This window comes from Tepidimonas thermarum, from assembly GCF_007556705.1.
In the GTDB taxonomy this organism is placed as follows: Bacteria; Pseudomonadota; Gammaproteobacteria; order Burkholderiales; family Burkholderiaceae_C; genus Tepidimonas; species Tepidimonas thermarum.
Map to the genome: position 1 here is coordinate 1 of NZ_VJOL01000014.1, position 22169 is coordinate 22169.

Annotated in this window: 20 protein-coding genes; 12 read left to right on the forward strand and 8 right to left on the reverse strand. The window is 67.7% G+C overall.

Annotated elements, in window-relative coordinates:
- The first annotated feature begins 238 nt into the window (after positions 1–238).
- From Tther_RS05095 to Tther_RS05135, 9 genes are all read left to right on the forward strand, one after another.
- The gene (locus Tther_RS05095) at positions 239–2617 is read left to right on the forward strand and encodes a heavy metal translocating P-type ATPase (RefSeq protein WP_143901562.1); all 2379 of its coding nucleotides are present in this window, start codon (positions 239–241) and stop codon (positions 2615–2617) included.
- An 11-nt stretch (positions 2618–2628) separates the two neighbouring features.
- Positions 2629–2766, forward strand: coding sequence for a cbb3-type cytochrome oxidase assembly protein CcoS (gene ccoS / locus Tther_RS05100; protein ID WP_143901637.1), 138 nt, complete (start codon positions 2629–2631; stop codon positions 2764–2766).
- Positions 2767–2840: 74 nt separating this feature from the next.
- A complete protein-coding gene (ccoN, locus tag Tther_RS05105) occupies positions 2841–4280 on the forward strand; it encodes a cytochrome-c oxidase, cbb3-type subunit I (protein ID WP_143901564.1) in 1440 nt (479 codons plus the stop codon).
- Positions 4281–4290: 10 nt separating this feature from the next.
- Positions 4291–4992, forward strand: coding sequence for a cytochrome-c oxidase, cbb3-type subunit II (ccoO, locus tag Tther_RS05110; protein WP_143901566.1), 702 nt, complete (start codon positions 4291–4293; stop codon positions 4990–4992).
- A 17-nt stretch (positions 4993–5009) separates the two neighbouring features.
- A complete protein-coding gene (locus tag Tther_RS05115) occupies positions 5010–5147 on the forward strand; it encodes a cbb3-type cytochrome oxidase subunit 3 (RefSeq protein WP_143901568.1) in 138 nt (45 codons plus the stop codon).
- Positions 5148–5169: 22 nt separating this feature from the next.
- On the forward strand, positions 5170–6075 hold the full coding sequence (gene ccoP, locus Tther_RS05120) for a cytochrome-c oxidase, cbb3-type subunit III (protein ID WP_143901570.1): 906 nt from the start codon (positions 5170–5172) through the stop codon (positions 6073–6075).
- 67 nt (positions 6076–6142) lie between these two features.
- Entirely contained in the window at positions 6143–7567 is a 1425-nt protein-coding gene (gene ccoG, locus Tther_RS05125) for a cytochrome c oxidase accessory protein CcoG (protein WP_143901572.1), read from the forward strand.
- Positions 7568–7642: 75 nt separating this feature from the next.
- Positions 7643–7939 (forward strand): hypothetical protein, encoded by a 297-nt coding sequence (locus Tther_RS05130; protein ID WP_143901574.1) that lies wholly within the window; start codon positions 7643–7645, stop codon positions 7937–7939.
- Positions 7940–7970: 31 nt separating this feature from the next.
- On the forward strand, positions 7971–8312 hold the full coding sequence (locus tag Tther_RS05135) for a hypothetical protein (RefSeq protein ID WP_143901576.1): 342 nt from the start codon (positions 7971–7973) through the stop codon (positions 8310–8312).
- A 72-nt stretch (positions 8313–8384) separates the two neighbouring features.
- On the opposite strand, the gene fnr is transcribed toward Tther_RS05135, so the two are convergent.
- Entirely contained in the window at positions 8385–9110 is a 726-nt protein-coding gene (gene fnr / locus Tther_RS05140) for a fumarate/nitrate reduction transcriptional regulator Fnr (protein WP_143901578.1), read from the reverse strand.
- Positions 9111–9286: 176 nt separating this feature from the next.
- Here fnr and hemN point away from each other — a divergent pair, with 176 nt between their 5' ends.
- Positions 9287–10681 (forward strand): oxygen-independent coproporphyrinogen III oxidase, encoded by a 1395-nt coding sequence (gene hemN, locus Tther_RS05145; RefSeq protein WP_143901580.1) that lies wholly within the window; start codon positions 9287–9289, stop codon positions 10679–10681.
- A gap of 43 nt (positions 10682–10724) precedes the next feature.
- Entirely contained in the window at positions 10725–11396 is a 672-nt protein-coding gene (locus tag Tther_RS05150; protein WP_143901582.1) for a sulfite exporter TauE/SafE family protein, read from the forward strand.
- On the opposite strand, the gene Tther_RS05155 is transcribed toward Tther_RS05150, so the two are convergent.
- The 6 genes from Tther_RS05155 to metG all read right to left on the reverse strand — a co-directional run bounded on the left by Tther_RS05155 (position 11365) and on the right by metG (position 19016).
- Positions 11365–12321 carry a DMT family transporter gene (locus Tther_RS05155; protein WP_143901584.1) on the reverse strand — a complete coding sequence of 319 codons (957 nt, stop codon included), beginning with the start codon at positions 12319–12321 and terminating at the stop codon, positions 11365–11367. The two genes, Tther_RS05150 and Tther_RS05155, sit on opposite strands and share 32 nt — an antisense overlap.
- Positions 12318–13940, reverse strand: coding sequence for an L-aspartate oxidase (gene nadB / locus Tther_RS05160; protein WP_143901586.1), 1623 nt, complete (start codon positions 13938–13940; stop codon positions 12318–12320). The genes Tther_RS05155 and nadB overlap by 4 nt, the downstream gene beginning before the upstream one ends.
- Before the next feature lie 29 nt (positions 13941–13969).
- Entirely contained in the window at positions 13970–14815 is an 846-nt protein-coding gene (locus tag Tther_RS05165; RefSeq protein ID WP_143901588.1) for a segregation and condensation protein A, read from the reverse strand.
- Positions 14812–15024, reverse strand: a complete 213-nt coding sequence (locus tag Tther_RS05170; protein ID WP_143901590.1) for a DUF3460 family protein — start codon at positions 15022–15024, stop codon at positions 14812–14814. Before Tther_RS05170 ends, Tther_RS05165 begins: the two co-directional genes overlap by 4 nt.
- Before the next feature lie 51 nt (positions 15025–15075).
- The gene (locus Tther_RS05175) at positions 15076–16737 is read right to left on the reverse strand and encodes a SulP family inorganic anion transporter (RefSeq protein WP_143901592.1); all 1662 of its coding nucleotides are present in this window, start codon (positions 16735–16737) and stop codon (positions 15076–15078) included.
- 176 nt (positions 16738–16913) lie between these two features.
- On the reverse strand, positions 16914–19016 hold the full coding sequence (gene metG, locus Tther_RS05180; protein WP_143901594.1) for a methionine--tRNA ligase: 2103 nt from the start codon (positions 19014–19016) through the stop codon (positions 16914–16916).
- A gap of 176 nt (positions 19017–19192) precedes the next feature.
- Between metG and apbC the strand changes: the two genes are divergently transcribed.
- Positions 19193–20284 (forward strand): iron-sulfur cluster carrier protein ApbC, encoded by a 1092-nt coding sequence (apbC, locus tag Tther_RS05185; RefSeq protein ID WP_143901596.1) that lies wholly within the window; start codon positions 19193–19195, stop codon positions 20282–20284.
- A 29-nt stretch (positions 20285–20313) separates the two neighbouring features.
- On the opposite strand, the gene Tther_RS05190 is transcribed toward apbC, so the two are convergent.
- Positions 20314–21939 (reverse strand): benzoate-CoA ligase family protein, encoded by a 1626-nt coding sequence (locus Tther_RS05190; RefSeq protein WP_143901598.1) that lies wholly within the window; start codon positions 21937–21939, stop codon positions 20314–20316.
- Positions 21940–22169: the final 230 nt, after the last annotated feature.

The window sequence follows — 22169 nt, forward strand, 5'->3', positions numbered from 1 at the left end:
TTTCCGCAATGCTCGCCGAACTCGACGACGAGTGGCTGACCGGCAAGGTCTATCTCAACTTCAACCTGTAACCCGGTTGTCATGACCACCCAACCGGAAATTTACAGAAAAGAGGTTGCACAATCCGGCGACCGCCGCCGACGGTCAGACCACGTCATTGTTCAGACTAACACCCGGCCGGGGTAGGGGTTTGACCTAGGTCAAGCGTTGCAGGGTTGGGATCGGCTAACGTCGCCCAATGACCGAAACGGCTACGCCCGCGCCTGCGCCGTCCGCGGCAGCTGCTGCCGATTCCCCGTGGAGTGGACACCGCGGTCCGCTGACCGTGGATGACGACTTTCGCGTGCTCGACGACCCACTGGAACAGCGCGACTTCACCCAGGTCTGCGCGCAGGGGGATCGGCCGGTGCACGAGTCGATCCTGATGGTGCAGGGCATGTACTGCGCCGCTTGCGCGGACACGGTCGAGGCGGCCCTGGCCGGGCGCCCCGGCGTGGTCGAGGCCCAGGTCCACGCCGCCACACGCCGCCTCATCCTGCGCTGGGACCCGGCGCGTACCCGCTTGTCGGAGTTGGCACAAGCGGTGGGTCGCACCGGCTACCGCCTGCTGCCCATGCAGCAGGCGCTTGGCGTCGGCGAGCGCGTGCGCGAGACGCGCCAAGCCTTGTGGCGCTTGTTCGTCGCCGGTTTTTGCATGATGCAGGTGATGATGTACACGTGGCCCGAGTACGTCACCGAACCGGGTCAGATCCCGCCTGACATCGTGCAGCTGCTGCGCTGGGCGTCGTGGGTGCTCAGCCTGCCCGTGATGTTGTTTGCCAGCGGCCCGTTTTTTGCCAGCGCTTGGCGCGATCTGAAGCGTGGACGCATTGGCATGGACACCCCGGTGGCCGTGGGGATCAGCGTGACCTTCGTGGCCAGCAGCCTGGCCACCTTCGACCCCAGTGGGCCGTGGGGGGCGGACATTTGGTTCGACTCGCTGACGATGTTCGTCTTTTTCCTGCTCGGCGGGCGCTACCTGGAGTTCAAGCTGCGCGACCGCACGGCCGGCGCGCTCGACGCCTTGATGAACCGGCTGCCCGAGCAGTGCGAGCGCGAGCGCGCCGATGGCAGCTGGGAGCGCGTCTCGCTCAAACGCCTGCAGGTGGGCGATGTGGTGCGTGTCGAGGCCGGGCAGGCCTTCCCCGGGGATGGGGTGGTGCTCAGCGATGCGGCAACGGTGGACGAGGCGTTGCTGACCGGTGAGTCGCACCCGATCACGCGCCGACAGGGCGAGTCGGTGGTGGCCGGGAGCTACAACCTGGCCGGTACGGTGCGGGTGCGGCTTGAGCGCCTGGGCCGCGACACGCGCTTTGCGCAGATCGTGTCGCTGATGGAGCAGGCCAGCACCGACCGGCCGCGGCTGGCGCGCCTGGCCGACCGCATCGCGGCGCCGTTTTTGCTGCTGGTGCTGCTGGCGGCGGGGCTGGCGGCGGCGTTTTGGTGGACGGTGGATCCGCACCGGGCGCTGGCAACGGCCGTGGCGGTCCTGATCGTGACCTGCCCGTGTGCGTTGTCGCTGGCCACCCCCGCGGCCATGCTGGCCGCCGCAGGCGCGTTGGCGCAGCGCGGCATCCTGACGCGGCGGCTGCAGGCGTTCGAGGCGCTGGCCGCGGTCGATACCGTCGTGTTCGACAAAACCGGGACCCTGACGCAGGACCGCGTCGTGGTGCGCGAGGTGCAGGTGCGCGCTGGCTGGGACGCCGAGCGGGCGCTGCAGGCGGCGGCGGCGCTGGCGCGCGCGTCGCTGCATCCGGTCTCGCGCGCGATCGTCGCGCGGGTTGGGGACGCGGCGCTGCCTACGCTCGAGGTGACCGAAGTCCCCGGCCGCGGCTTGGTGGCCCGCGATGCCCACGGCCGCCAGTGGCGGCTGGGGTCGGCGGCGCATGCCGGGCTGGACGAGGCCGAACTCGTGCGCACCGGGCGCAGCGTCCCGGACGTGCCGTGCGCGTACCTCAGCGACGACGATGGCTGGGTGGCGACGTTCGTGCTCGACGAGGGGGTGCGGCCCGAGGCGCACGATGCCGTGGCCCGTTTGCGCGCGCTCGGCATCGAGGTGCGGCTGCTCTCGGGTGACCGGCTGGGTGCGGCGCAGCGCGTCGCGCGTCCGCTGGGGATCGACGCCGTGGTGGCGCACGCCAGCCCGGAGCGCAAACTCGCCGAGGTCGCGCGCTGGCAAGCGCAGGGGCGGCGCGTGGCCATGGTGGGCGATGGGCTCAACGACGGCCCGGTGCTCGCCCGCGCCGACGTGTCGTTCGCGCTCGGGCATGGTGCGCCGCTGACCCAGACCCGGGCCGACTTCGTGGTGCAAAGCGGCCGACTGACCGACGTGGTGTTCGTGATCGAGCGCGCGCGCGCGACCATGCGCGTCGTGCGCCAAAATCTGGCGTGGGCGGCGGGCTACAACGCGGTGGCGGTGCCGCTGGCGTTGCTGGGCTGGATGCCGCCGTGGGCGGCGGGCCTGGGCATGGCGGCCAGCTCGCTGCTGGTCATCGGCAATGCGATGCGCCTGTCGCGCGCCACGCGCGAAGCCGCGCCGCCGGCGCCCGCGCTGGCATCCGCCCCTTCCCCCGTTTGACGGAGTTCGCTGTGGAAATCCTCTATCTCTTGATTCCGCTGTCGGTGGTGCTCGTGCTGCTCATCATCGCGCTGTTTTGGTGGGCGCTGCAGTCGGGCCAGTTCGACAACATCGAGCGCGAGGGCGAGCGCATCCTGCGCCACGATTGATGTATGTCAAGGGCGCTGCAGGGAGGCTCCCGGATACTGCGCGTGGGTGAATTTCACGAAACAGGAGTGTTCCTATGTCTGCAACCACGGCGGCCCCAGCGACAGGGGTCTACAACGACAAGGTCGTGAGGCAGTTCGCCATCATGACCGTGGTATGGGGCATCGTCGGCTTTTTGGTCGGCGTCATCATCGCAGCCCAGCTCACGTGGCCGGAGTTGAACTTCGGCATCGAGTACCTGACCTACAGCCGCCTGCGGCCGCTGCACACCAGTGCGGTGATCTTCGCGTTTGGCGGTTCGGGCCTGTTTGCCACCGCCTACTACGTGGTGCAGCGCACCTGTCAGACGCCGTTGTTTGCGCCGGCCTTGGCCTCGTTCACGTTCTGGGGCTGGCAGGCGGTCATCGTGCTGGCGGCCATCACCTACCCGCTGGGCTACACCCAGGGCCGTGAATACGCCGAGCTGATTTGGCCGATCGACATCCTCGTGGCCGTGGTGTGGGTCGCTTTTGCCATCGTGTTCTTTGGCACGGTGGGCACGCGCAAGGTCAAGCACATCTACGTGGCCAACTGGTTCTACGGCGCGTTCATCATCGCCGTGGCGATGCTGCACATCGTCAACAACATCCAGATTCCGACCAGCCTGACGCACTCGTACTCGGTGTACGCGGGCGTGCAGGACGCCATGGTGCAATGGTGGTACGGCCACAACGCGGTGGGCTTTTTCCTGACCGCGGGCTTTCTGGGCATGATGTATTACTTCATCCCCAAGCAGGCCGAGCGCCCGGTGTATTCGTACCGGCTGTCGATCGTGCACTTCTGGGCGCTGATCTTCACCTACATGTGGGCGGGTCCGCACCACCTGCACTACACCGCTCTGCCCGACTGGGCGCAGTCGCTGGGCATGGTGTTCTCGCTCATCCTGCTCGCGCCGTCGTGGGGTGGCATGATCAACGGCATCATGACGCTGTCGGGCGCCTGGCACAAGCTGCGTGACGACCCGATCCTGCGCTTCCTGATCGTGTCGCTGTCGTTCTACGGCATGTCCACGTTCGAAGGGCCGATGATGTCGATCAAGACCGTCAACGCCCTGTCGCACTACACCGACTGGACCATTGGCCACGTGCACTCCGGCGCGCTGGGCTGGGTGGGCCTGGTCACCATGGGCTCGCTGTACTACCTGATTCCGCGCCTGTTTGGGCAGACCAAGATGTACAGCGTCAAGGCCATCGAGCTGCACTTCTGGATTTCCACCATCGGCATCGTGCTCTACATCGCCGCCATGTGGATCGCCGGCGTGATGCAGGGCCTGATGTGGCGCGCGGTCAACCCCGATGGGTCGCTGACCTACACCTTCGTCGAGTCCGTCAAGGCCACCTTCCCGTTCTATGTGATCCGTCTGCTCGGCGGCCTGCTGTATCTGGGCGGCATGCTCGTCATGGCCTGGAACGTCTGGAAGACCGCCCAGCAGGGCAAGGCCACGCCGGTGGCCATCCCCGCCCCCGCGCACGCGTAAGGAGCACACCATGGCACAACACAACCACGCGCCCAGCGGACACGAGCGCATCGAGACCAACAACTTCCTGATGATCGTCCTGATCACCCTGGTGGTGGCCGTGGGCGGTCTGGTGGAAATCGTGCCGCTGTTCTTCCAGCACTCGACCACCAAGCCCATCGAGGGTGTCAAACCGTACCCGGCGCTGCAACTGGCCGGGCGCGACATCTACATCCGCGAAGGCTGCTACGTCTGCCACTCGCAGATGGTGCGCCCCTTCCATGCCGAGACGCTGCGCTACGGTCCGTATTCGGTGGCAGGGGAGTTTGTGTACGACCACCCGTTCCAGTGGGGTTCCAAGCGCACCGGGCCCGACCTGGCGCGCGTGGGCGGTCGCTACTCCGATGAATGGCACCGCGTGCACCTGAACAACCCACGCGATCTGGTGCCCGAGTCCAACATGCCCGCCTACCCCTGGCTGGAGCGCCGCACCGTGGATGCGGACGCGCTGCCGGGCAAGATGCGCGCGCTGCGCACGCTGGGCGTGCCCTACACCGATGAGGAAATCGCCAAAGCCGCCGAAGAGGTCAAGGGCAAGACCGAGCTGGAAGCGCTGATTGCCTACCTGCAGGGCTTGGGCACCGCGCGCTCGTGGGACAAGCTGGCCGCTCAGCAATCGGCCCAGGCGCCGGCGGCGCCGTCGGCGGATGCCGCGCCCACCGCGGCGCAGTGAAACAGGGAGGCGTCACCATGGACATCAACGATTTGCGCGCCATCGTCACGGTGCTGAGTTTCGTGTCCTTCGTGGGCATCTGGGTGTGGGCGTGGTCCCGCAAAAACCGCGAGCGCTTCGAAGAAGCGGCCCAGCTGCCGTTCCGCAGCGAATGAGGTCTGTCCGGAGAGAACCATCATGAGCGATTTCACCAGCAACTTCTGGCACCTCTACATCGCGGGCATCACGCTGATCAGTATCCTGGCCTGCGCCTTCTTCCTGTGGGCCAGTGCCAAGACGCGGGTCATGCCCGCGGCCGACAACACCACCGGGCATGTGTGGGACGGCGACCTGCGCGAGATGAACAACCCGCTGCCGCGGTGGTGGGTCTATTTGTTCATCATCACGGTGATCTTTGCGTTGGCGTACGGGCTGCTCTATCCGATGTTTGGCAAGTCGCAGGGCCAGCTGGGCTGGACCTCGCACGGCCAGTGGGAGACCGAGCGTGCCAAGGCCCTGGCGGCCGTGGAACCCCTGTACGCCAAGTTCAAGGGCATGGACCCCAAAGAGCTGGCGAAAGACCAGCAGGCCATGGCGGTGGGTGAGCGGCTGTACATGAACTACTGTGCCCAGTGCCACGGTTCGGATGCGCGCGGCAGCAAGGGCTTTCCGAACCTGACCGATGCCGACTGGCTCGGCGGTGACGGCCAGCCCGACTACATCCACAAGACCATTGCCGAGGGCCGCCAAGGCATCATGCCCCCGATGGCGGCGGCCGTTGGCAGCGCCGAGGATGTGCGCAACCTGGCCCACTATGTGTTGAGCCTGTCCGGCAGCCCGCATGACAGCGTGCGTGCCTCGCAGGGGGCAGCCAAGTGGGGCGCTTGCGCCGCGTGCCACGGCGCCGACGGCAAGGGGATGCACGCCACCGGGGCCCCCAACCTGACCGACCAGATCTGGCTGCACGGCTGGGGTGAGGAGACCATCGTGAAATTGATCAACGAGGGCAAGACCAACGTGATGCCGGCGCAAAAGGCGCTGCTGACCGACGCCCAGATTCACGTGTTGTCCGCCTACGTCTGGAAGCTGTCCAACACCAACTGACGGTACGCACCGGGAAGGGGTTGCCTGAACCCCTTCCCGGTTTTTTCTCGTTTTTTTGGATACTGCCATGAGTACCCGTGCTGCCCCCACTGGAGTCGCTGGCGCGCCGACGGATGAAGAGATCGAGGTTTCGTTGTACGCGGCGCGCAAGAAGATCTACCCGCGTGCGGTCACGGGCCTGTTTGCCAAATGGCGCTGGGCCCTGGTGTGGTTGACGCAACTGGTCTTCTACGGCCTGCCGTGGCTGGTGTGGAACGGGCGGCAGGCGGTTTTGTTCGACCTGGAGGCGCGGCGCTTTTACATCTTCGGGCTGGTGCTCTACCCACAGGATTTCATTTACCTCACCGGCTTGCTGGTGGTGTCGGCGCTGTCGCTGTTCCTGTTCACGGCGATCGCGGGCCGCCTGTGGTGCGGCTACGCCTGCCCGCAGACGGTCTACACCGAAATCTACCTGTGGATGGAAAAGCTCTTCGAGGGCGATCGCTCGGCGCGCATGCGGCTGGACCAGGAGCCGTGGAGCCTGCGCAAATTCGCCCGCAAAGCCGGCAAGCAGGTGGCGTGGATCCTGTTTGGTTTGTGGACGGGCTTTACCTTTGCCGGCTACTTCACCCCCATTCGTGAGCTCGGCGCCGCCGTGCTGGCGTGGAACCTGGGGCCGTGGCAGACGTTTTGGATTTTCTTCTACGGCTTTGCCACCTACGGCAACGCCGGCTACATGCGCGAGCAGGTCTGCAAGTACATGTGTCCGTACGCGCGCTTCCAAAGCGCGATGTTCGACAAGGACACCATGATCGTGACCTACGACAGCGCGCGTGGTGAGCCGCGCGGTGCCCGCAAGCGCTCGGCTGACCCCAAAGCGCTGGGTCTGGGCCATTGCATCGACTGCACCTTGTGTGTGCAGGTGTGCCCCACCGGCATCGACATCCGCAACGGCTTGCAGTACGAGTGCATCGGCTGCGGTGCCTGTGCCGATGTGTGCGACGAGGTGATGGAGAAGATGGGCTATCCCAAGGGCCTGGTCAAGTACTCCACGCAAAACGGCATGGCCAACGGCTGGACGCGCGCGCAGATGATTCGGCGCGCGTTCCGCCCGCGGGTGCTCGTGTACTCGGCGATTTTGCTGACGATCGTGGCCGCGCTGGGCGTGAGCCTGTGGCTGCGCGTGCCGCTCAAGGTCGATGTGATCCGCGACCGTGGCGCGCTGGCGCGCATGGTCGAGATGGGGCGCATCGAAAACGTCTACCGGGTGCAGTTCATGAACGCGTCCGAAAGCGAGCGCGTGCTCGAGGTCTCGGTCGAGGGCGTACCCGGCATCGCGCTGGCGTCGGAGCCGACGGTGGACCTGCGGCCCACCGAAGTGCGTTCGGTGCCGGTGCGGGTGCAGGTGCCACCGGGCCTCGAGCCGGGTTCGCACCCGATCGTGATGCGCTTCCGAACCCCGGACGGTGCGATCGATGTGCGGGAGAAAACCACGTTCGTCGTGCCCCGCTGATCGAGCCGGCGTGCGGCGGCCTCCGGGTTCTCCCGAAGCCGCACGCCCCCATGCTTTGCCTACACTATGCCATCCATGACCGCTGTACCCCCCCCTCCATCCACCAACGTTCGTCCGTGGTACCGGGAGCCATTCGTGTGGATGGTGATCGGGGGACCGTTGGTGGTGGTCATCGCGTCCATCGTGACGGTGACGATCGCCGTGCGCAATGCCGATACCGTGTTGCCGCGCGAGGCGGCGCCGGCGCGGCCCGCGGTGGCTGACCCCGATCGCTTGACGCCGCAGGAGCGCTTGCAGGCGGAAAAAGCGGTCTTGCCGGCTGGACAGGCGCGCAACCACGTCGTCTCGCCGACGTTGCCCAAACAGGACTGAGCCCCCACCGGGGCCATACGAGGAGACTGACATGCTGGCCCAACGTGTGATGTGGATCGCCTGGCCCGCCTTTTTGATGGCGGCGGTGATCGAAATGGTGGTCTTTGCCTTCGTCGATCCCAACGAGCTGCATTGGGCCGGTGAGTCGTTGGGCTGGCCCCGGCAGGCGATTTACACGTTGGCCTTCTTCGTATTCTGGGCGTTGACGGCCGCGTCGGGTGCGCTGACCACCCTGTTGTCGATGTCGCCGTGGGAGGTCAACCGTTGCCCGGTGCCGCCCGATCAGCGCCCGGCCGATTGCGTGCGCAACGCGCCGGGCGCGACCGCGGCGTCGGTGAACGGCGACGGCAACCGCTGCAGTGGCTGCGCGTAAGGTCGCGGCCCAAGCACGTCGTCAACAACGCCCTCCGGGTGCGCCGACGAACGGCGCCGTGCGTGTGGCGCGTCAGTCGTCGTGCGCCGGGTTGTGGTTGACGATGGCCTCCAGCGCCGCGGGGTCGAGGATGCGCACATAGCGCTGTTTGACCTCGATGATGCCCTCGTCCTGAAAGCGCGAGAAGGTGCGGCTGACGGTCTCGAGCTTCATGCCGAGGTAGCTGCCAATCTCCTCGCGCGTCATGCGCAGCACCATTTCGGACTTGGAAAAGCCGCGCGCGTGCAGGCGTTGCACCAGGTTGAGCAAAAACGCGGCCAAACGCTCCTCGGCGCGCATGCTGCCCAGCAGCAACATGACACCCTGGTCGCGCACGATTTCCCGGCTCATGATGCGGTGCACGTGGTGCTGCAGCGTGCTGAACGCGCGCGAGAGCTGCTCGAGCTTGTCGAAGGGCAACACGCACACCTCGGCGTCTTCCAGTGCGATGGCCGAGCACGCGTGCTTGTCCTGTACGATGCCATCGAGCCCGAGGATTTCGCCCGCCATCTGAAAGCCCGTGACCTGGTCGCGTCCATCCGCGGTGGTGACGCTGGTTTTGAAAAACCCCGAGCGCACGGCGTAGAGCGCGGTAAAGGGATCACCCGCCGAAAACAGCGTGCCGCCGCGGCGCACGCGGCGCCGCGTGGCGATGAGGTTGTCCAGCTGCTCCAACTCCTCGGGCGCGAGACCCATGGGGATGCAGAGCTCGCGCAGGTTGCAACTCGAGCAGGCGACTTTGATGCGGTGCAAATCCATAGGACGTCTGGCCGGGGCGGGTGTCGGCAGGGCGTGGCCCCTGAAGCGACCGATCATAACAACCGATTGCCGCGCGTGCGCCGGCATAACCCCGATGGGCGTTGGAGGGCTGGCGCGCAGGTCGTTTGACTCACGTCAAGAGGGGGGGCGCCGCCTTGGGGCAAAGTTGGGCACCCATGGAGGCTTGGCCTGTGAAGCACGTGATCGATGAAGCCCTGCTGCGCCGGTTCGACATCCCCGGACCGCGCTACACGTCCTATCCGACGGCGGACCGCTTCGTCGAAGCGTTTACCGAGCGCGACTACATCCAGGCGCTGCAGCAGCGCCGCGCCGGTTCGTTGGCGTTGCCGCTGTCGGTGTATGTGCACGTCCCGTTTTGCGAGTCGCTGTGCTACTACTGCGCCTGCAACAAGGTGATCACCAAGCACCACAGCAAGGCCGCGGAGTATTTGCGCTACCTCTCGCGCGAGCTCGAATTGCAGACCGAGCATTGCGGGCGCGGACACCGCGTCAGCCAACTGCATTTGGGGGGTGGCACGCCCACGTTTTTGCGCGATGACGAGCTGGCCGACCTGATGGCGATGATCCGGCGCCATTTTGAGCTGGTGCCGGGCGGCGAGTACTCGATCGAAGTCGATCCGCGCACGGTGACGGCCGAGCGCTTGGCGCATTTGCACCGGCTGGGCTTCAACCGCCTGAGTTTTGGGGTGCAGGATTTCGACCCCACGGTGCAAAAAGCCGTGCACCGCATCCAGCCGGCCGAGCAGGTGTTTGCGCTCGTGGCCGAGGCGCGGGCGCTGGGGTTCGAGTCCATCAACGTCGATCTGATTTACGGCCTGCCACAGCAGACGCCGGAGTCCTTTCAGCACACGCTCGAGCAGGTGCAACGGCTGCGACCCGACCGCATCGCGCTCTACGCCTACGCACACCTGCCGGCGCGTTTCAAGCCGCAGCGGCGCATCGTCGTGGCCGAACTGCCGAGCCCAGCCGACAAACTGGCCATGCTGTCGCTGTCGCTGGACCACCTGAGTGCCGCGGGCTACGTGTACGTGGGCATGGACCATTTTGCGCTGCCCAACGACGCGCTGGCGGTGGCCAAGCGGCAGGGGCGGTTGCACCGCAACTTCCAGGGCTACAGCACCCAGCCGGATTGCGATTTGATCGCGCTGGGCGTGTCGGCCATCGGCCGCATTGGCGCCACCTACAGCCAAAACGCCAAGACGCTGGAAGAGTACTACGACGCCCTTGACCAGGGGCGGTTGCCCATCGTGCGTGGGTTGGCCTTGACGCGCGACGATGTGCTGCGGCGCAGCGTGATCATGGCCATCATGTGCCAGGGGCTGGTGGACTTCGAATCCATCAACCTGGCGCATTTGGTGGACTTCCGCAGCTACTTTGCGCGCGAGCTGGAGCAGCTGCGCGCGCTCGAGGCCGACGGGCTGGTGCGGGTGGACGACAGCCACATCGAGGTGACACCGACCGGGTGGTACCTGGTGCGCGCGATCGCCATGGTCTTCGATCGCTACCTGCAGGTCGATCAGGACCGGGCGCGCTTTTCCAAGATCATTTGACCCCGGTCCGGCGTGCCGTGCGCGCGGCTGGTATCATGGCGCCATGCTTGCTTCGATGACGCTGTCGGCCCTGGTGATGGGGCTGGTCGGTGGCCCGCACTGCGTGGCCATGTGCGGGGCGGCCTGCGCGGGCATTGCGCGGGCCGCCGCGCCGCACACGCGGCGGGCGCTGTGGACGTGGCAGCTCAGCCGTCTGGTGGGGTATGCCGTGCTGGGCGCCCTGGCGGGGGGGACGGTGCAGGGCATGGGGTGGCTCGGCCAGCAGACGGCCGTGTTGCGCCCGGTGTGGACCATGATGCACGTGGCGGCGTTGCTGCTGGGGCTGGTGCTGCTGTGGCAGGCGCGTCAGCCGGCGTTTTTGGACGGCTGGGCGCAGGCCGTGTGGCGGCGCGCGCGTCCGGTGATGGGGCGGCTGGGGGTGCGCGCGCCCGTGGTGCTGGGCCTGGGCTGGGCCTTGATGCCGTGTGGCTTGCTGTACTCGGCCCTGCTGGTGGCGTCGCTGTCGGCGTCGGCGCTGGACGGCGCCGTGATCATGGCCGCTTTTGCGCTGGGCACGATGGTGGCACTGGCGGCGGGGCCGTGGTTGTTGCTGCGCTTGGGGGAATGGCGCTCGGGCGGCTGGGGCATCCGCCTGGCCGGCTTGGCGCTGGCCGCGACGTCGGGCTGGGCGCTCTGGATGGGGATCACCCAGCCGACGGGTCTGTGGTGCGCGTGACCGAGCGCACGGGCATCGTGGCCACCACCAGGCCGAGCAGGGCCAGCGCAAAGGCGAGCCATTGCGGGCCGCTCAGGCGCTCGCCCATGACCAGCACGCCGATGGCGGTGGCGCTGACCGGCAGCATCACCGTAAACACGCCGGCGCGTGCGGCCGACACGTGCCGCAGGCCCGTCATCCACAGCCACACGGTCCACACGCTGGCCGCCAAGCCGTAGAACACCAACAGCGCCCACAGCGGCGCGGTCATGGCGCCCCAGTCGTACCGCCACGCGGCCCAGACACCCAGTGGGGTCATGAGTGCCAAGCCCCACAGGTTGATGAGCGCGGCGATGCGCTTGGGGCCCACGTCGCCGGTGAGCCGTTTGCCGATGACGACATAGGCCGCTTCGCAGCCGACGGCGGCCAGCACCAGGGCGTTGCCCCACAGGGACAGCGGCAGGCCGAGCCAGGTGCCCGCGGCGGCGGTGGGCATGCTGCCGGCGGGATCCTTGCCCAGCGAAAACAGCCCAATGCCCGTAGCGGCCAGTGCGATGGCGGCGAGCGAACGCCCATCGAGCCGCTCGCGCAAAAAAAGGGCGGACTGCAGCGCCACCACGGCCGGGATCGCGGCCATGATGACCCCGGCGGCGCTGGCCGTGGTGAGGCTGACGCCGTAGAGCATGCAAATGGAAAACAGGAAATTGCCCAGCAGCCCCTGCAGGAACAGCAGCGCGTGCGTGCGGCGCGACAGCGGCACGGCCTGCGGCGGGCGGCGCACCCAGTGCGCCATGGCCGCAGCGCCGATCAGGTAGCGCAGCCAGGCCAGCAGAAAGACCGGCATGGCCGCTACCAGCGGCTTGGACAGCGCCACGTAGCTGCCCACCAGCGCCATGCTCGCGGCCAGGGCGCCGTAGGCACGCCAAGGGGGTCTGGGCGCGGTCATCGAGGGTCGGGCGTCAAAATGGTGGGCCGTGCCTCGGGCAAGGTGTAGGGGTAGTCGCGGCTGTAGTGCAGGCCGCGGCTTTCCTTGCGCGACTGTGCCGAGCGCACGATCAAATCCGCCACCTGCACCAGGTTGCGCAGCTCCAGCAGATCGCGGCTGACATGAAAGCGGGCGTAGAACTCCTGGATTTCGCCTTTGAGCAAGGCGATGCGGTGCGCTGCGCGTTCCAGCCGCTTGTCGGTGCGCACGATGCCGACATAGTCCCACATGAAGCGGCGCAGCTCATCCCAATTGTGGGAGATGACGACCTGTTCGTCCGCGTCGATCACGCGGCTGTCGTCCCACGGGCGGATGGCCGCCGGCGCCGGTGCCGCCTGGCCCACCATGTCGCGCACCGCGGCGCGGGCAAACACCATGCACTCCAGCAACGAGTTGCTGGCCAGCCGGTTGGCGCCGTGCAGGCCGGTGTAGCTGGCTTCGCCCACGCAGTACAAGCCGGGCAGGTCGGTGCGGGCGCGCAAATCGGTCACCACGCCGCCGCAGGTGTAGTGTGCCGCGGGCACGACCGGGATGGGCTCGCGCGTGATGTCGATGCCCAGCTCCGCGCAGCGCTTGAGGATGTTGGGAAAGTGCTCGTGCAGGAAGGCTGGGGGCTGGTGCGAAATGTCCAGGTACACGCACGGGATGCCGTGCTTTTTCATTTCGAAGTCGATCGCACGCGCCACGATGTCGCGTGGGGCCAGCTCCGCACGTGGGTCGTGGTCCGGCATGAAGCGGTGGCTGCCCAGGTGCGGCGGCAGCTTGAGGATGCCGCCTTCACCGCGCACGGCCTCGCTGATGAGAAAACTCTTGGCCTTGGGGTGGTACAGGCAGGTGGGGTGGAACTGGATGAACTCCATGTTGGCCACCCGGCAGCCCGCGCGCCAGGCCGCGGCGATGCCGTCGCCGGTGGCGGTGTCGGGGTTGGAGGTGTAGAGGTACACCTTGCCCGCACCGCCGGTGCACAGCACGGTGTGCGCGGCGGCAAACACCTCGACTTGGTCGCTGGCTTCATCGAGCACGTACGCCCCCAGCACACGGCGCGGCAGCGCGCGCTGCACCGCGTGGCGGTCGCTCAGCACCAGGTCCACCAGCGCGTGGGTTTCGAAGACGTCGATGTTGGGTGCCGCGCGCACGCGCGCGATCAGGGTCTGCTGCACGGCGGCGCCGGTGGCGTCGGCGGCGTGCACGATGCGGCGGTGGCTGTGCCCGCCTTCGCGCGTGAGGTGCAGGCCGTCGCCCTCGACGGTGAAGGGGGTGCCCAGTTCGCGCAACCAGGCAATCGCTTCCGGGGCGTGCTCGACGGTGAAGCGCGTTGCCTCGGGGTCGCACAGGCCGGCGCCGGCGACCATGGTGTCGTCGATGTGCTGCTCGAAGCTGTCGTCGTCGGCCAGCACCGCCGCGATGCCCCCCTGCGCCCAGCCGCTGGAGCCATCGGTGATCGAGCGTTTGGTGACGATGGCCACCCGCCAGTGCGTGGGCAACAACAGCGCCGTGCTCAGACCAGCGAGGCCACTGCCGATGATGAGGGCGTCGTAGACGCGGGGGGCGGGAGCGCTGGGGGAAGGGGTTGCAGTCATGGCAAGGTTGGGGTCGCGGTGCGGGCCTGTCAGGATGGCGTGTACGCAAGGCGCACGTAAATCGGGGCGTAGGCCTCGGCTTGGGTGAGCTCGATCAAGTGTTCCTTGGCCAATTCGAGCACGGCAATGAAGGTCACGACGGCCACGGCCACACCGCGCGCCGGGTCGAACAGCTCCCCAAACTCGACGAAGCGCCGCCCCTGCAGGGCGCGCAGCACCCCGCTCATGGACTCGCGCACCGACAGCGCTTCGCGCGTGATGGTGTGCCGCTGCACCAGGCGGGCACGACGCAGGATGTCGTGCCAGGCGGCGCGCAGGTCGTCCACGCACACATCAGGCCAGCGCGGGCTGAGCGACTGCTCGATGTGCACCTGCGCACGCCAGAAGTCGCGCCCCTGCTGCGGCAGCGCGTCGAGCTGCTGGGCGGCGAGCTTGATGCGCTCGTATTCGAGCAGCCGGCGCACCAGCTCGGCGCGCGGGTCCGGCGCCTCACCGCCGTCGGGCGCTGGCTTGGGCGGCAGCAGCATGCGCGATTTGATCTCGATGAGCATGGCCGCCATCAGCAGGTACTCGGCGGCGAGCTCCAGGTTGCGCGCGCGCACCTGCTCCACGTAGCCCAGGTACTGCCGGGTAACCTCGGCCATGGGGATGTCGAGGATGTTGAAGTTTTGCCGCCGGATCAGGTAGAGCAGCAGGTCCAGCGGTCCCTCGAACGCCTCCAGAAAGACCTCGAGGGCGTCGGGCGGGATGTAGAGGTCCTGCGGCAGCGCAAACAGCGGCTCGCCGTACAGGCGTGCAATGGCGACCTGATCGACGACCTCAGGTGTGGCAGGCGTCGCCGGGGCTGGGGGCAGCTCGGCCGCGGGGCCGCTCACTTCAGCGACGGCTCGGTCTGGTAGACGTAGGGCTTTTGCGGCACACGCGCGCGCTGCGCCTGCTGCCAGAACTCGCGGTCGAGCGGCCGGTCCCACAGCAGGGCGCGGCCGGCGCGCTGTTGGGCCTCCAGCTCGGGCTTGCTGCGTTTGAGCGACTCGATGAACTGGGTGGCGTCGGAGACGTAATCGGGCAGGCCAAGCGGGTTCATGGAGGTGGACTCTGGCTGGGAAAAGCCCCCATTTTAGGCGTCCTCGGGCAGTTAGGCGTCCTCGGGCAGCGCCGACCAGGCGTGCACGCGCGCCAGGAAGCCGCTGCGCCGCATCAGCGACAACGGCTGCTCGTGCAGGTGGTCGATCACCAGCCGTCCGCCGCGCCGCTCGAGGGTGTCGAGCAAGCCGGACAGCGCATCCAGCCCCGTCGTGTCGAGCAGCAGCAGGTGGCGCGCGTCCAGGCGCAGGGTGACCCCCTGCGGGGCGGCCTCGACCGCCTCCAGCAGCGGGTCGAGCTTGGTGACCGCGCCAAAAAACAGCGAACCGTACAGCCGCGCCTGCCGTTCACCGTCGCGGGTGGGGGGCAGGAGTTCGGCGCGAAACAGGCTGCTTTGCCGGCGCACGAACAACACCACCGCCAGCACCAGCCCCAGCTCCACCGCCACGGTGAGGTCGAAGATCACCGTCACGGCAAAGGTGCTCAGCAGCATGAGCCGGTAGTGCATGCTGAACTGGCGCAGGCGCGCAAACTCGCGCCACTCGCCCATGTTCCAGGCCACGAACAGCAGGATGCCGGCCAGCACCGCCAGCGGCACGTGGCGCGCCAGCGGGGCGGCCAACAACACGATGGCGGCCAGCGTGAGGGCGTGCACCATGCCCGCCACGCCGCTGGTGGCGCCACTGCGGATGTTGGTGACCGTGCGCGCGATGGTGCCGGTGGCGGGCATGCCACCGATGAAGGGCACGAGGGCGTTGGCGATGCCTTGCGCCATCAGCTCCTGGTTGGGGTCGTGTTTGCGCCCGTCGTGCAGCTGGTCGGCCACGCGTGCGCACAACAGCGACTCGATGGCGCCCAGCAGCGCGATGGTGAGCGTGGGCATGACCAGCTGGCGCACGGTTTGCCAGCTCACTTCGGGCCATGCCAGCGGGGGTAGGCTTGGTGGGATTTCGCCAAAGCGGCTGCCGATGGTTTCCACCGGCCAATCGAGCGCCCAGGCCAGCCACGACAGCGTGATCAGCGCGACCACCGGGGCTGGCAGACGCGAGGTGGCGCGCAGCGCGCTGGCCCCCTCCAGGGCGGCCAGTCGGCGCCGGAAGGCCGAGTCAACCGCCCACAGCCGGGGCCAGATGAACAGCCCCAGCACGCACAGGCCGGCCAGCGCCACCGCGTACGGGTTGACGCTGGACAGCGCGCCGGCCACGGTGTGAACGATGCCGACAAAGTCGGCCGGCATGCGCTGCACCTGCAGCCCCAGGGCGTCGCGCAACTGGGACAAGGCGATCAGCACCGCGATGCCGTTGGTAAAGCCGATGACGATGCTGACCGGCACGTAGCGCACCAGCACGCCCAGCCGCAACAAGCCCATCACAAACAAGAGGACCCCCGCGCACAGGGTGGACACCAACAGGCCACCGACACCGTGACGCTCGGCGATCCCGTAGACGATGACGATGAAGGCGCCGGCGGGCCCGCCGATCTGCACCGAGGTGCCGCCCAGCGCGGCGATGATGAAGCCGGCGACGATCGCGGTCCACAGACCAGCCTGCGGGGGCAGGCCGCTGGCGATGGCAAACGCCATGGCCAACGGCAGCGCCACGACGCCGACGGTGATGCCGGCGCCGATGTCCTTGAGCAACCGCTCAAGCGGGTAGTGACGAAGATCGTCCAGCAAACGCGGACGAAACCGGTGCAACGAAACGGGCAATGCCATGAAAACCTCCGGAACCGTGATGGGCGACACAGCGGGGCAGGGCAGCCCGCTTCGGAGGTCCGCAGTGGTGGCGCCGCATCATGAAGCGGCGCCGGGGGGTGAGGGTGTGCACGCGGATCATGGCCAAAGGCGCGAACAAGCGCCAAATCATACGCCCCCGCGCACGCAGCGCGCGATCAGCGTATGCGCATGCCCGGCTGCGCGCCCGCATCGGGGGCGAGCACGAACAGGCCCGGGTGCGCCTGGTCATCGGCGTGGCTTGCGGCCAGCACCATGCCCTCGCTGACGCCGAACTTCATCTTGCGCGGGGCCAAATTCGCCACCAGCACCGTGAGCTTGCCCACCAGATCCTCGGGCCGGTAGGCCGCGGCAATGCCCGAAAACACCGTGCGCGGCCGCCCCTCGCCGACGTCCAGCGTCAGGCGCAGCAGCTTGGTCGAGCCCTCGACGCGCTGGCAGTCCACGATGCGCGCCACCCGCAGATCGACCCTGGCAAAGTCGTCGATGGTGATGGTCGGGGCGATCGCTTCCCCGCCCGGCAGCGCGGTGGTGGCGGCGGCCGGGGCGGGCGCGGCGGCCGGCGGTTCGAACAGTGCCTCGAGCCGCTTGGGGTCCACGCGCTGCATCAGGTGCTCGTAGGGTGCGATGGCGTGGCCTTCGCCCAGTGGCTGGGCGGCATTGACGAAGTCCAGCGGCGCGCAGCGCAAAAAGGCTTCGACCCGCTCGGCGGTCGCCGGCAGCACCGGCTTGAGCATGGCGGTCAGCACCCGAAACGCTTCGATGCAGGTGGTGCAGACGTCGTGCAGGCGGCCGGCCAGCGCCGGGTCTTTGGCCAGCTCCCACGGTTTGTTCTGGTCCACGTAGGCGTTGACGCGGTCGGCCAGGGCCATGATCTCGCGCACCGCCTTGCCGTACTCGCGTTCGGCCCACAGCTCGGCCACCGCCGGCAGCGCCATCTGCAGGCCATCCAGCAGCGCCTCGCCGTCGGGCGAGATGGCGCCCAGCCGCCCCTCGAAGCGCTTGGTGATGAAGCCGGCCGCGCGCGAGGCGATGTTGACGTATTTGCCGATCAGGTCGCTGTTGACGCGGGCGACGAAGTCCTCGGGGTTGAAGTCCACGTCTTCCACGCGCGGGTTGAGCTTGGCCGCCAAGTAGTAGCGCAGCCACTCCGGGTTGAGGCCCAGCTCGAGAAAGCGCAACGGATCGATGCCGGTGCCGCGGCTTTTGCTCATCTTTTCGCCGCTGACCGTGATGAAGCCGTGCACGAACACGTGGGTGGGCGTTTTGCGGCCGGAAAAGTGCAGCATTGCCGGCCAGAACAGGGTGTGGAAATAGGTGATGTCCTTGCCGATGAAGTGGATTTGCTCCACCGCCGGGTCGGCGATGAATTCGGCGTAGCTTTGCGCCGTGCGCGACGGCGCGTGCCAGTGGTTGGCGGCCTGGCCTTTGTCGAAGTGGTTTTTGAGGCTGGCCAGGTAACCAATGGGCGCGTCCAGCCATACGTAGAAGTACTTGCCGGGGGCGTCCGGGATTTCGATGCCGAAGTAGGGGGCGTCGCGGCTGATGTCCCAGTCGCCAAGACCGACACGGCCGTTGTCGTCCTGCGTGAACCATTCGCGGATTTTGTTGACCACCTCGGGCTGCAGCCGCCCGGGGGTGCTGGTCCACTCCTGCAGGAACTGCACGCAGCGCGGGTGGGAGAGTTTGAAGAAGTAATGCTCGGACTGCCGCAGCTCGGGGGTGGCACCGGACAGCGCCGAGTAGGGCTGGCGCAGCTCGGTGGGGGTGTAGACCGCACCGCAGGCCTCGCACGCGTCGCCGTACTGATCCGGCGCCCCGCAGCGCGGGCATTGGCCCTTGATGTAGCGGTCGGGCAGGAACATGCCCTTGACCGGGTCGTAAAACTGCTCGATGGTGCGCGTCTCGATCAGGCCGGCGGCTTTGAGCGCGCGGTAGATCTCCTGCGCGAGCTGGTGGTTCTCCGGCGCGTCGGTGCTGTGCCAGTTGTCAAAGCGGATGTGAAACCCGTCGAGGTAGGCCTGGCGTCCGGCGGCGATGTCGGCGACGAACTGTTGCGGCGTCTTGCCGGCCTTTTCGGCGGCGATCATGATCGGTGCGCCATGGGCGTCATCGGCGCCGACGAAGTGCACCTCGTGCCCGAGCAGCCGCTGCGTGCGCACCCACACATCGGCCTGGATGTACTCCATGATGTGGCCGATGTGAAACTGGCCGTTGGCGTAGGGCAGGGCGGTGGTGACGAAGAGGCGGCGCTGGGGCATGGGAGCAATCCTGTGTCGGCCGCTGCCGCGGCCGCGCGGGGCCGCGCAAAGCGGCGGGCAAGCCCGGGATTTTAATGAGGGCACTGCGTCGGCGCAGCGCCGCCGGTGTCCGGCAAGCGGCTAGACTTGCGCTCCAGCGTGCATCACCCGACAAAACACCACCCGGAGACCCGTTCATGAGCGTTGACTCACAAGCGCTGCTGCAGGCGCTACAAACCGTCGTCGATCCCAACACCGGCAAAGACTTCGTCTCCACCAAGGCGCTGAAAAATCTGCAGATTTCGGGCGGTGACGTGTCGTTCGACGTCGAGCTGGGCTACCCGGCGCGCAGCCAGCATGCCGAGTTGCGCCGCGCCCTCATGGCCGCGGCCAAGGCGGTGCCCGGCGTGGCCAACGTGTCGGTGCAGATCGGCACGCGCATCCTGGCGCACGCGGTGCAGCGCGGCGTGCAACTGCTGCCGCAGGTCAAGAACATCATCGCCGTTGCTTCGGGCAAAGGCGGGGTGGGCAAAAGCACGACCACGGTCAACCTGGCGCTGGCGCTGGCGGCCGAGGGCGCGCGCGTCGGCATCCTGGACGCCGACATCTACGGCCCCAGCCAGCCGATGATGATGGGCATCGAGGGTCGGCCGGAAAGCCTGGACGGCAAGACCATGGAGCCGCTGGAAAACTACGGCCTGCAGGTCATGTCCATCGGCTTTTTGGTGGACAAGGACGAGGCCATGATCTGGCGCGGACCCATGGCCACGCAGGCGCTGGAGCAGCTGTTGCGCCAGACCAACTGGCGCGAGCTCGACTACCTGCTGGTGGACATGCCGCCGGGCACCGGGGACATTCAGCTCACGCTGTCGCAGCGCGTGCCGCTGACCGGCGCCGTCATCGTGACCACGCCACAGGACATTGCGCTGCTGGACGCGCGCAAGGGCATCACGATGTTCCAGAAAGTGGGCGTGCCGATTCTGGGCATCGTGGAGAACATGGCGGTGCACGTGTGCCCGCAGTGCGGTCATGTCGAGCACATCTTTGGCGCCGACGGGGGCAAACACATGGCGGCCGAGCTGGGCGTGGCCTACCTGGGTGCGTTGCCGCTCAACCGCCAGATCCGCGAGCAGGCCGATGCCGGCCGCCCCACCGTGGTGGCCGACCCCGAGGGGGAGGTGGCGGGGCTGTACAAGGCGGTGGCGCGCCAGGTCGCGGTGACCGTGGCGGCCAAGGCCAAGGATTACTCCAGCAAGTTCCCGACCATCAAGATCAGCAAGGACACCTGAGTCGGTGTCCGCGCGCCTGGCGCAGGCCTTCAGGCGGCTTGGGCTTGAGCCGCCTCGCGCTCCCGCAGCCGAAAGCGCTGGATCTTGCCGGTGGCCGTCTTGGGCAGCTCGTCCACGAACTCGATCGCGCGCGGGTATTTGTAGGGAGCCAGGTGCTGCTTGCAGTGGGCCTGGATCTCTTCCGCGCTGGCGTGTGCGCCGGGCCGCAGGACGATGAAAGCCTTGGTTTTGGTCAGGCCGTCGGCGTCGGTGATGCCGATGACGGCGGCTTCGACCACCGCGGGGTGCCGCACCAGGGTGGCCTCGACCTCGAACGGCGAGACGTAGATGCCGCTGACCTTGAGCATGTCGTCGTTGCGGCCGGCGTACACGTAGCGTCCGTCGGCGGTGCGGGTGTATTTGTCGCCGGTGCGTGTCCAGGTGCCCTGGAAGGTTTGCTGCGAGCGTTCGCGGTCGTTCCAGTACAGCAGGGCCGCGCTGGGGCCGCGCACGTACAGGTCGCCGATGTCGATCGAACCGTCGGGGTTGGCTGGCAGCGGCTGGCCGTCGTCGCCGCGGATGTGCAGCTCGTAGCCGGGCACCGGCGTGCCGCTGGTGCCATAGACCACGTCACCGGGCCGGTTGGAGCAGTAGATGTGCAGCATTTCGGTGGAGCCGATGCCGTCGATGATCTCGACCCCGAAGTGCGCGCTCCAGCGCTCGCCAATGTCGCGCGGCAGCGCTTCACCGGCCGAGGAGCACAGGCGCAGCGCCACCTCGGTACGCGCCGGCAGCGCGGGGTGCGCGAGCATGCCCGCGTAGCCCGTGGGGGCGCCGTAGAACACGGTGGGGCGGCGCCCGGCCAGCGTCAGCGTTGTGCCGGTCAGGCGCGCAAACACCGCCGGCGGGGTGGGGCGCTCGGCCATCAGCACCACGGTCGCGCCCACGCTGAGCGGAAAGCTCAGCGCGTTGCCCAGCCCGTAGGCAAAAAACAGCTTGGCGGCTGAAAACACCGTGTCCTGCGGCGTGAGGCCCAGCACGCCACGGCCGTAGAGCTCGGCCGTCCAATACGGGTTGGCGTGGGTGTGCACGGTCCCTTTGGGCCGGCCGGTGGAGCCGGACGAATACAGCCAAAACGCGGGTTCATCGGCGTGCGTGTCGGCCGCCTGCGCCGCCGGCGGGTGCGCGCCGATCCACGCCTCGAAGGTGTGGCACGCCACGCCCGCGGGCAGCGCGGCCGTGGCTTCGCCGTGCGCCACCACCACGGCGCGCACCTCGTGCGACTCGCCCTGCAGCGCGGCGGCCAGCGTGGGCGCCAGCGCGGCCGAGACCAGCGCCGCCTGGGCGCGCGCGTGCCGCAACTGGTAGCCGTAGTCGTCGGCGGTCAGCAGGGTGTTGACCGCCACCGGGACGACGCCGGCGTAGAGGCAGCCCAAAAACGCCACCACCCACTCGCGGCTGTCGTGCATCAACAGCAGCACGCGCTCCTCGCGCCGCAGATCCAGGGCGCGCAGCGCGGTGGCGCACCGGCGCACCTGGTCGTCGAGCGCGCCATAGGTCAGGGTGCCGTTGTCGTCGATGAGCGCCAGCTGCTGCGCATGGGCGGCGTTGCGGTTGAGCAGGTGGGCGGCGAAATTGAAGCGTTGCGGCGGGGCGCTCGGCAGGACGGCGGTCATGGACGGGTGTCTCCTCATCGGTTCCACGGGGATGCACCGGGCTGCTGTTCAGCGCCGGCGGATGCGGGTATAAATGCAGCATCGTGCGCATGGTCAAACATGCACGATACTGCATGTAAACGCCGGTGATGCGTATTCGGGTTTTCCCTTGGTGTGCCCGTGTGCGTGATCCCGTCTGCATTGGAGCGATCTTGAAAGCCTCTTCCACGGAAGAACCGTTGCGGCGCGAT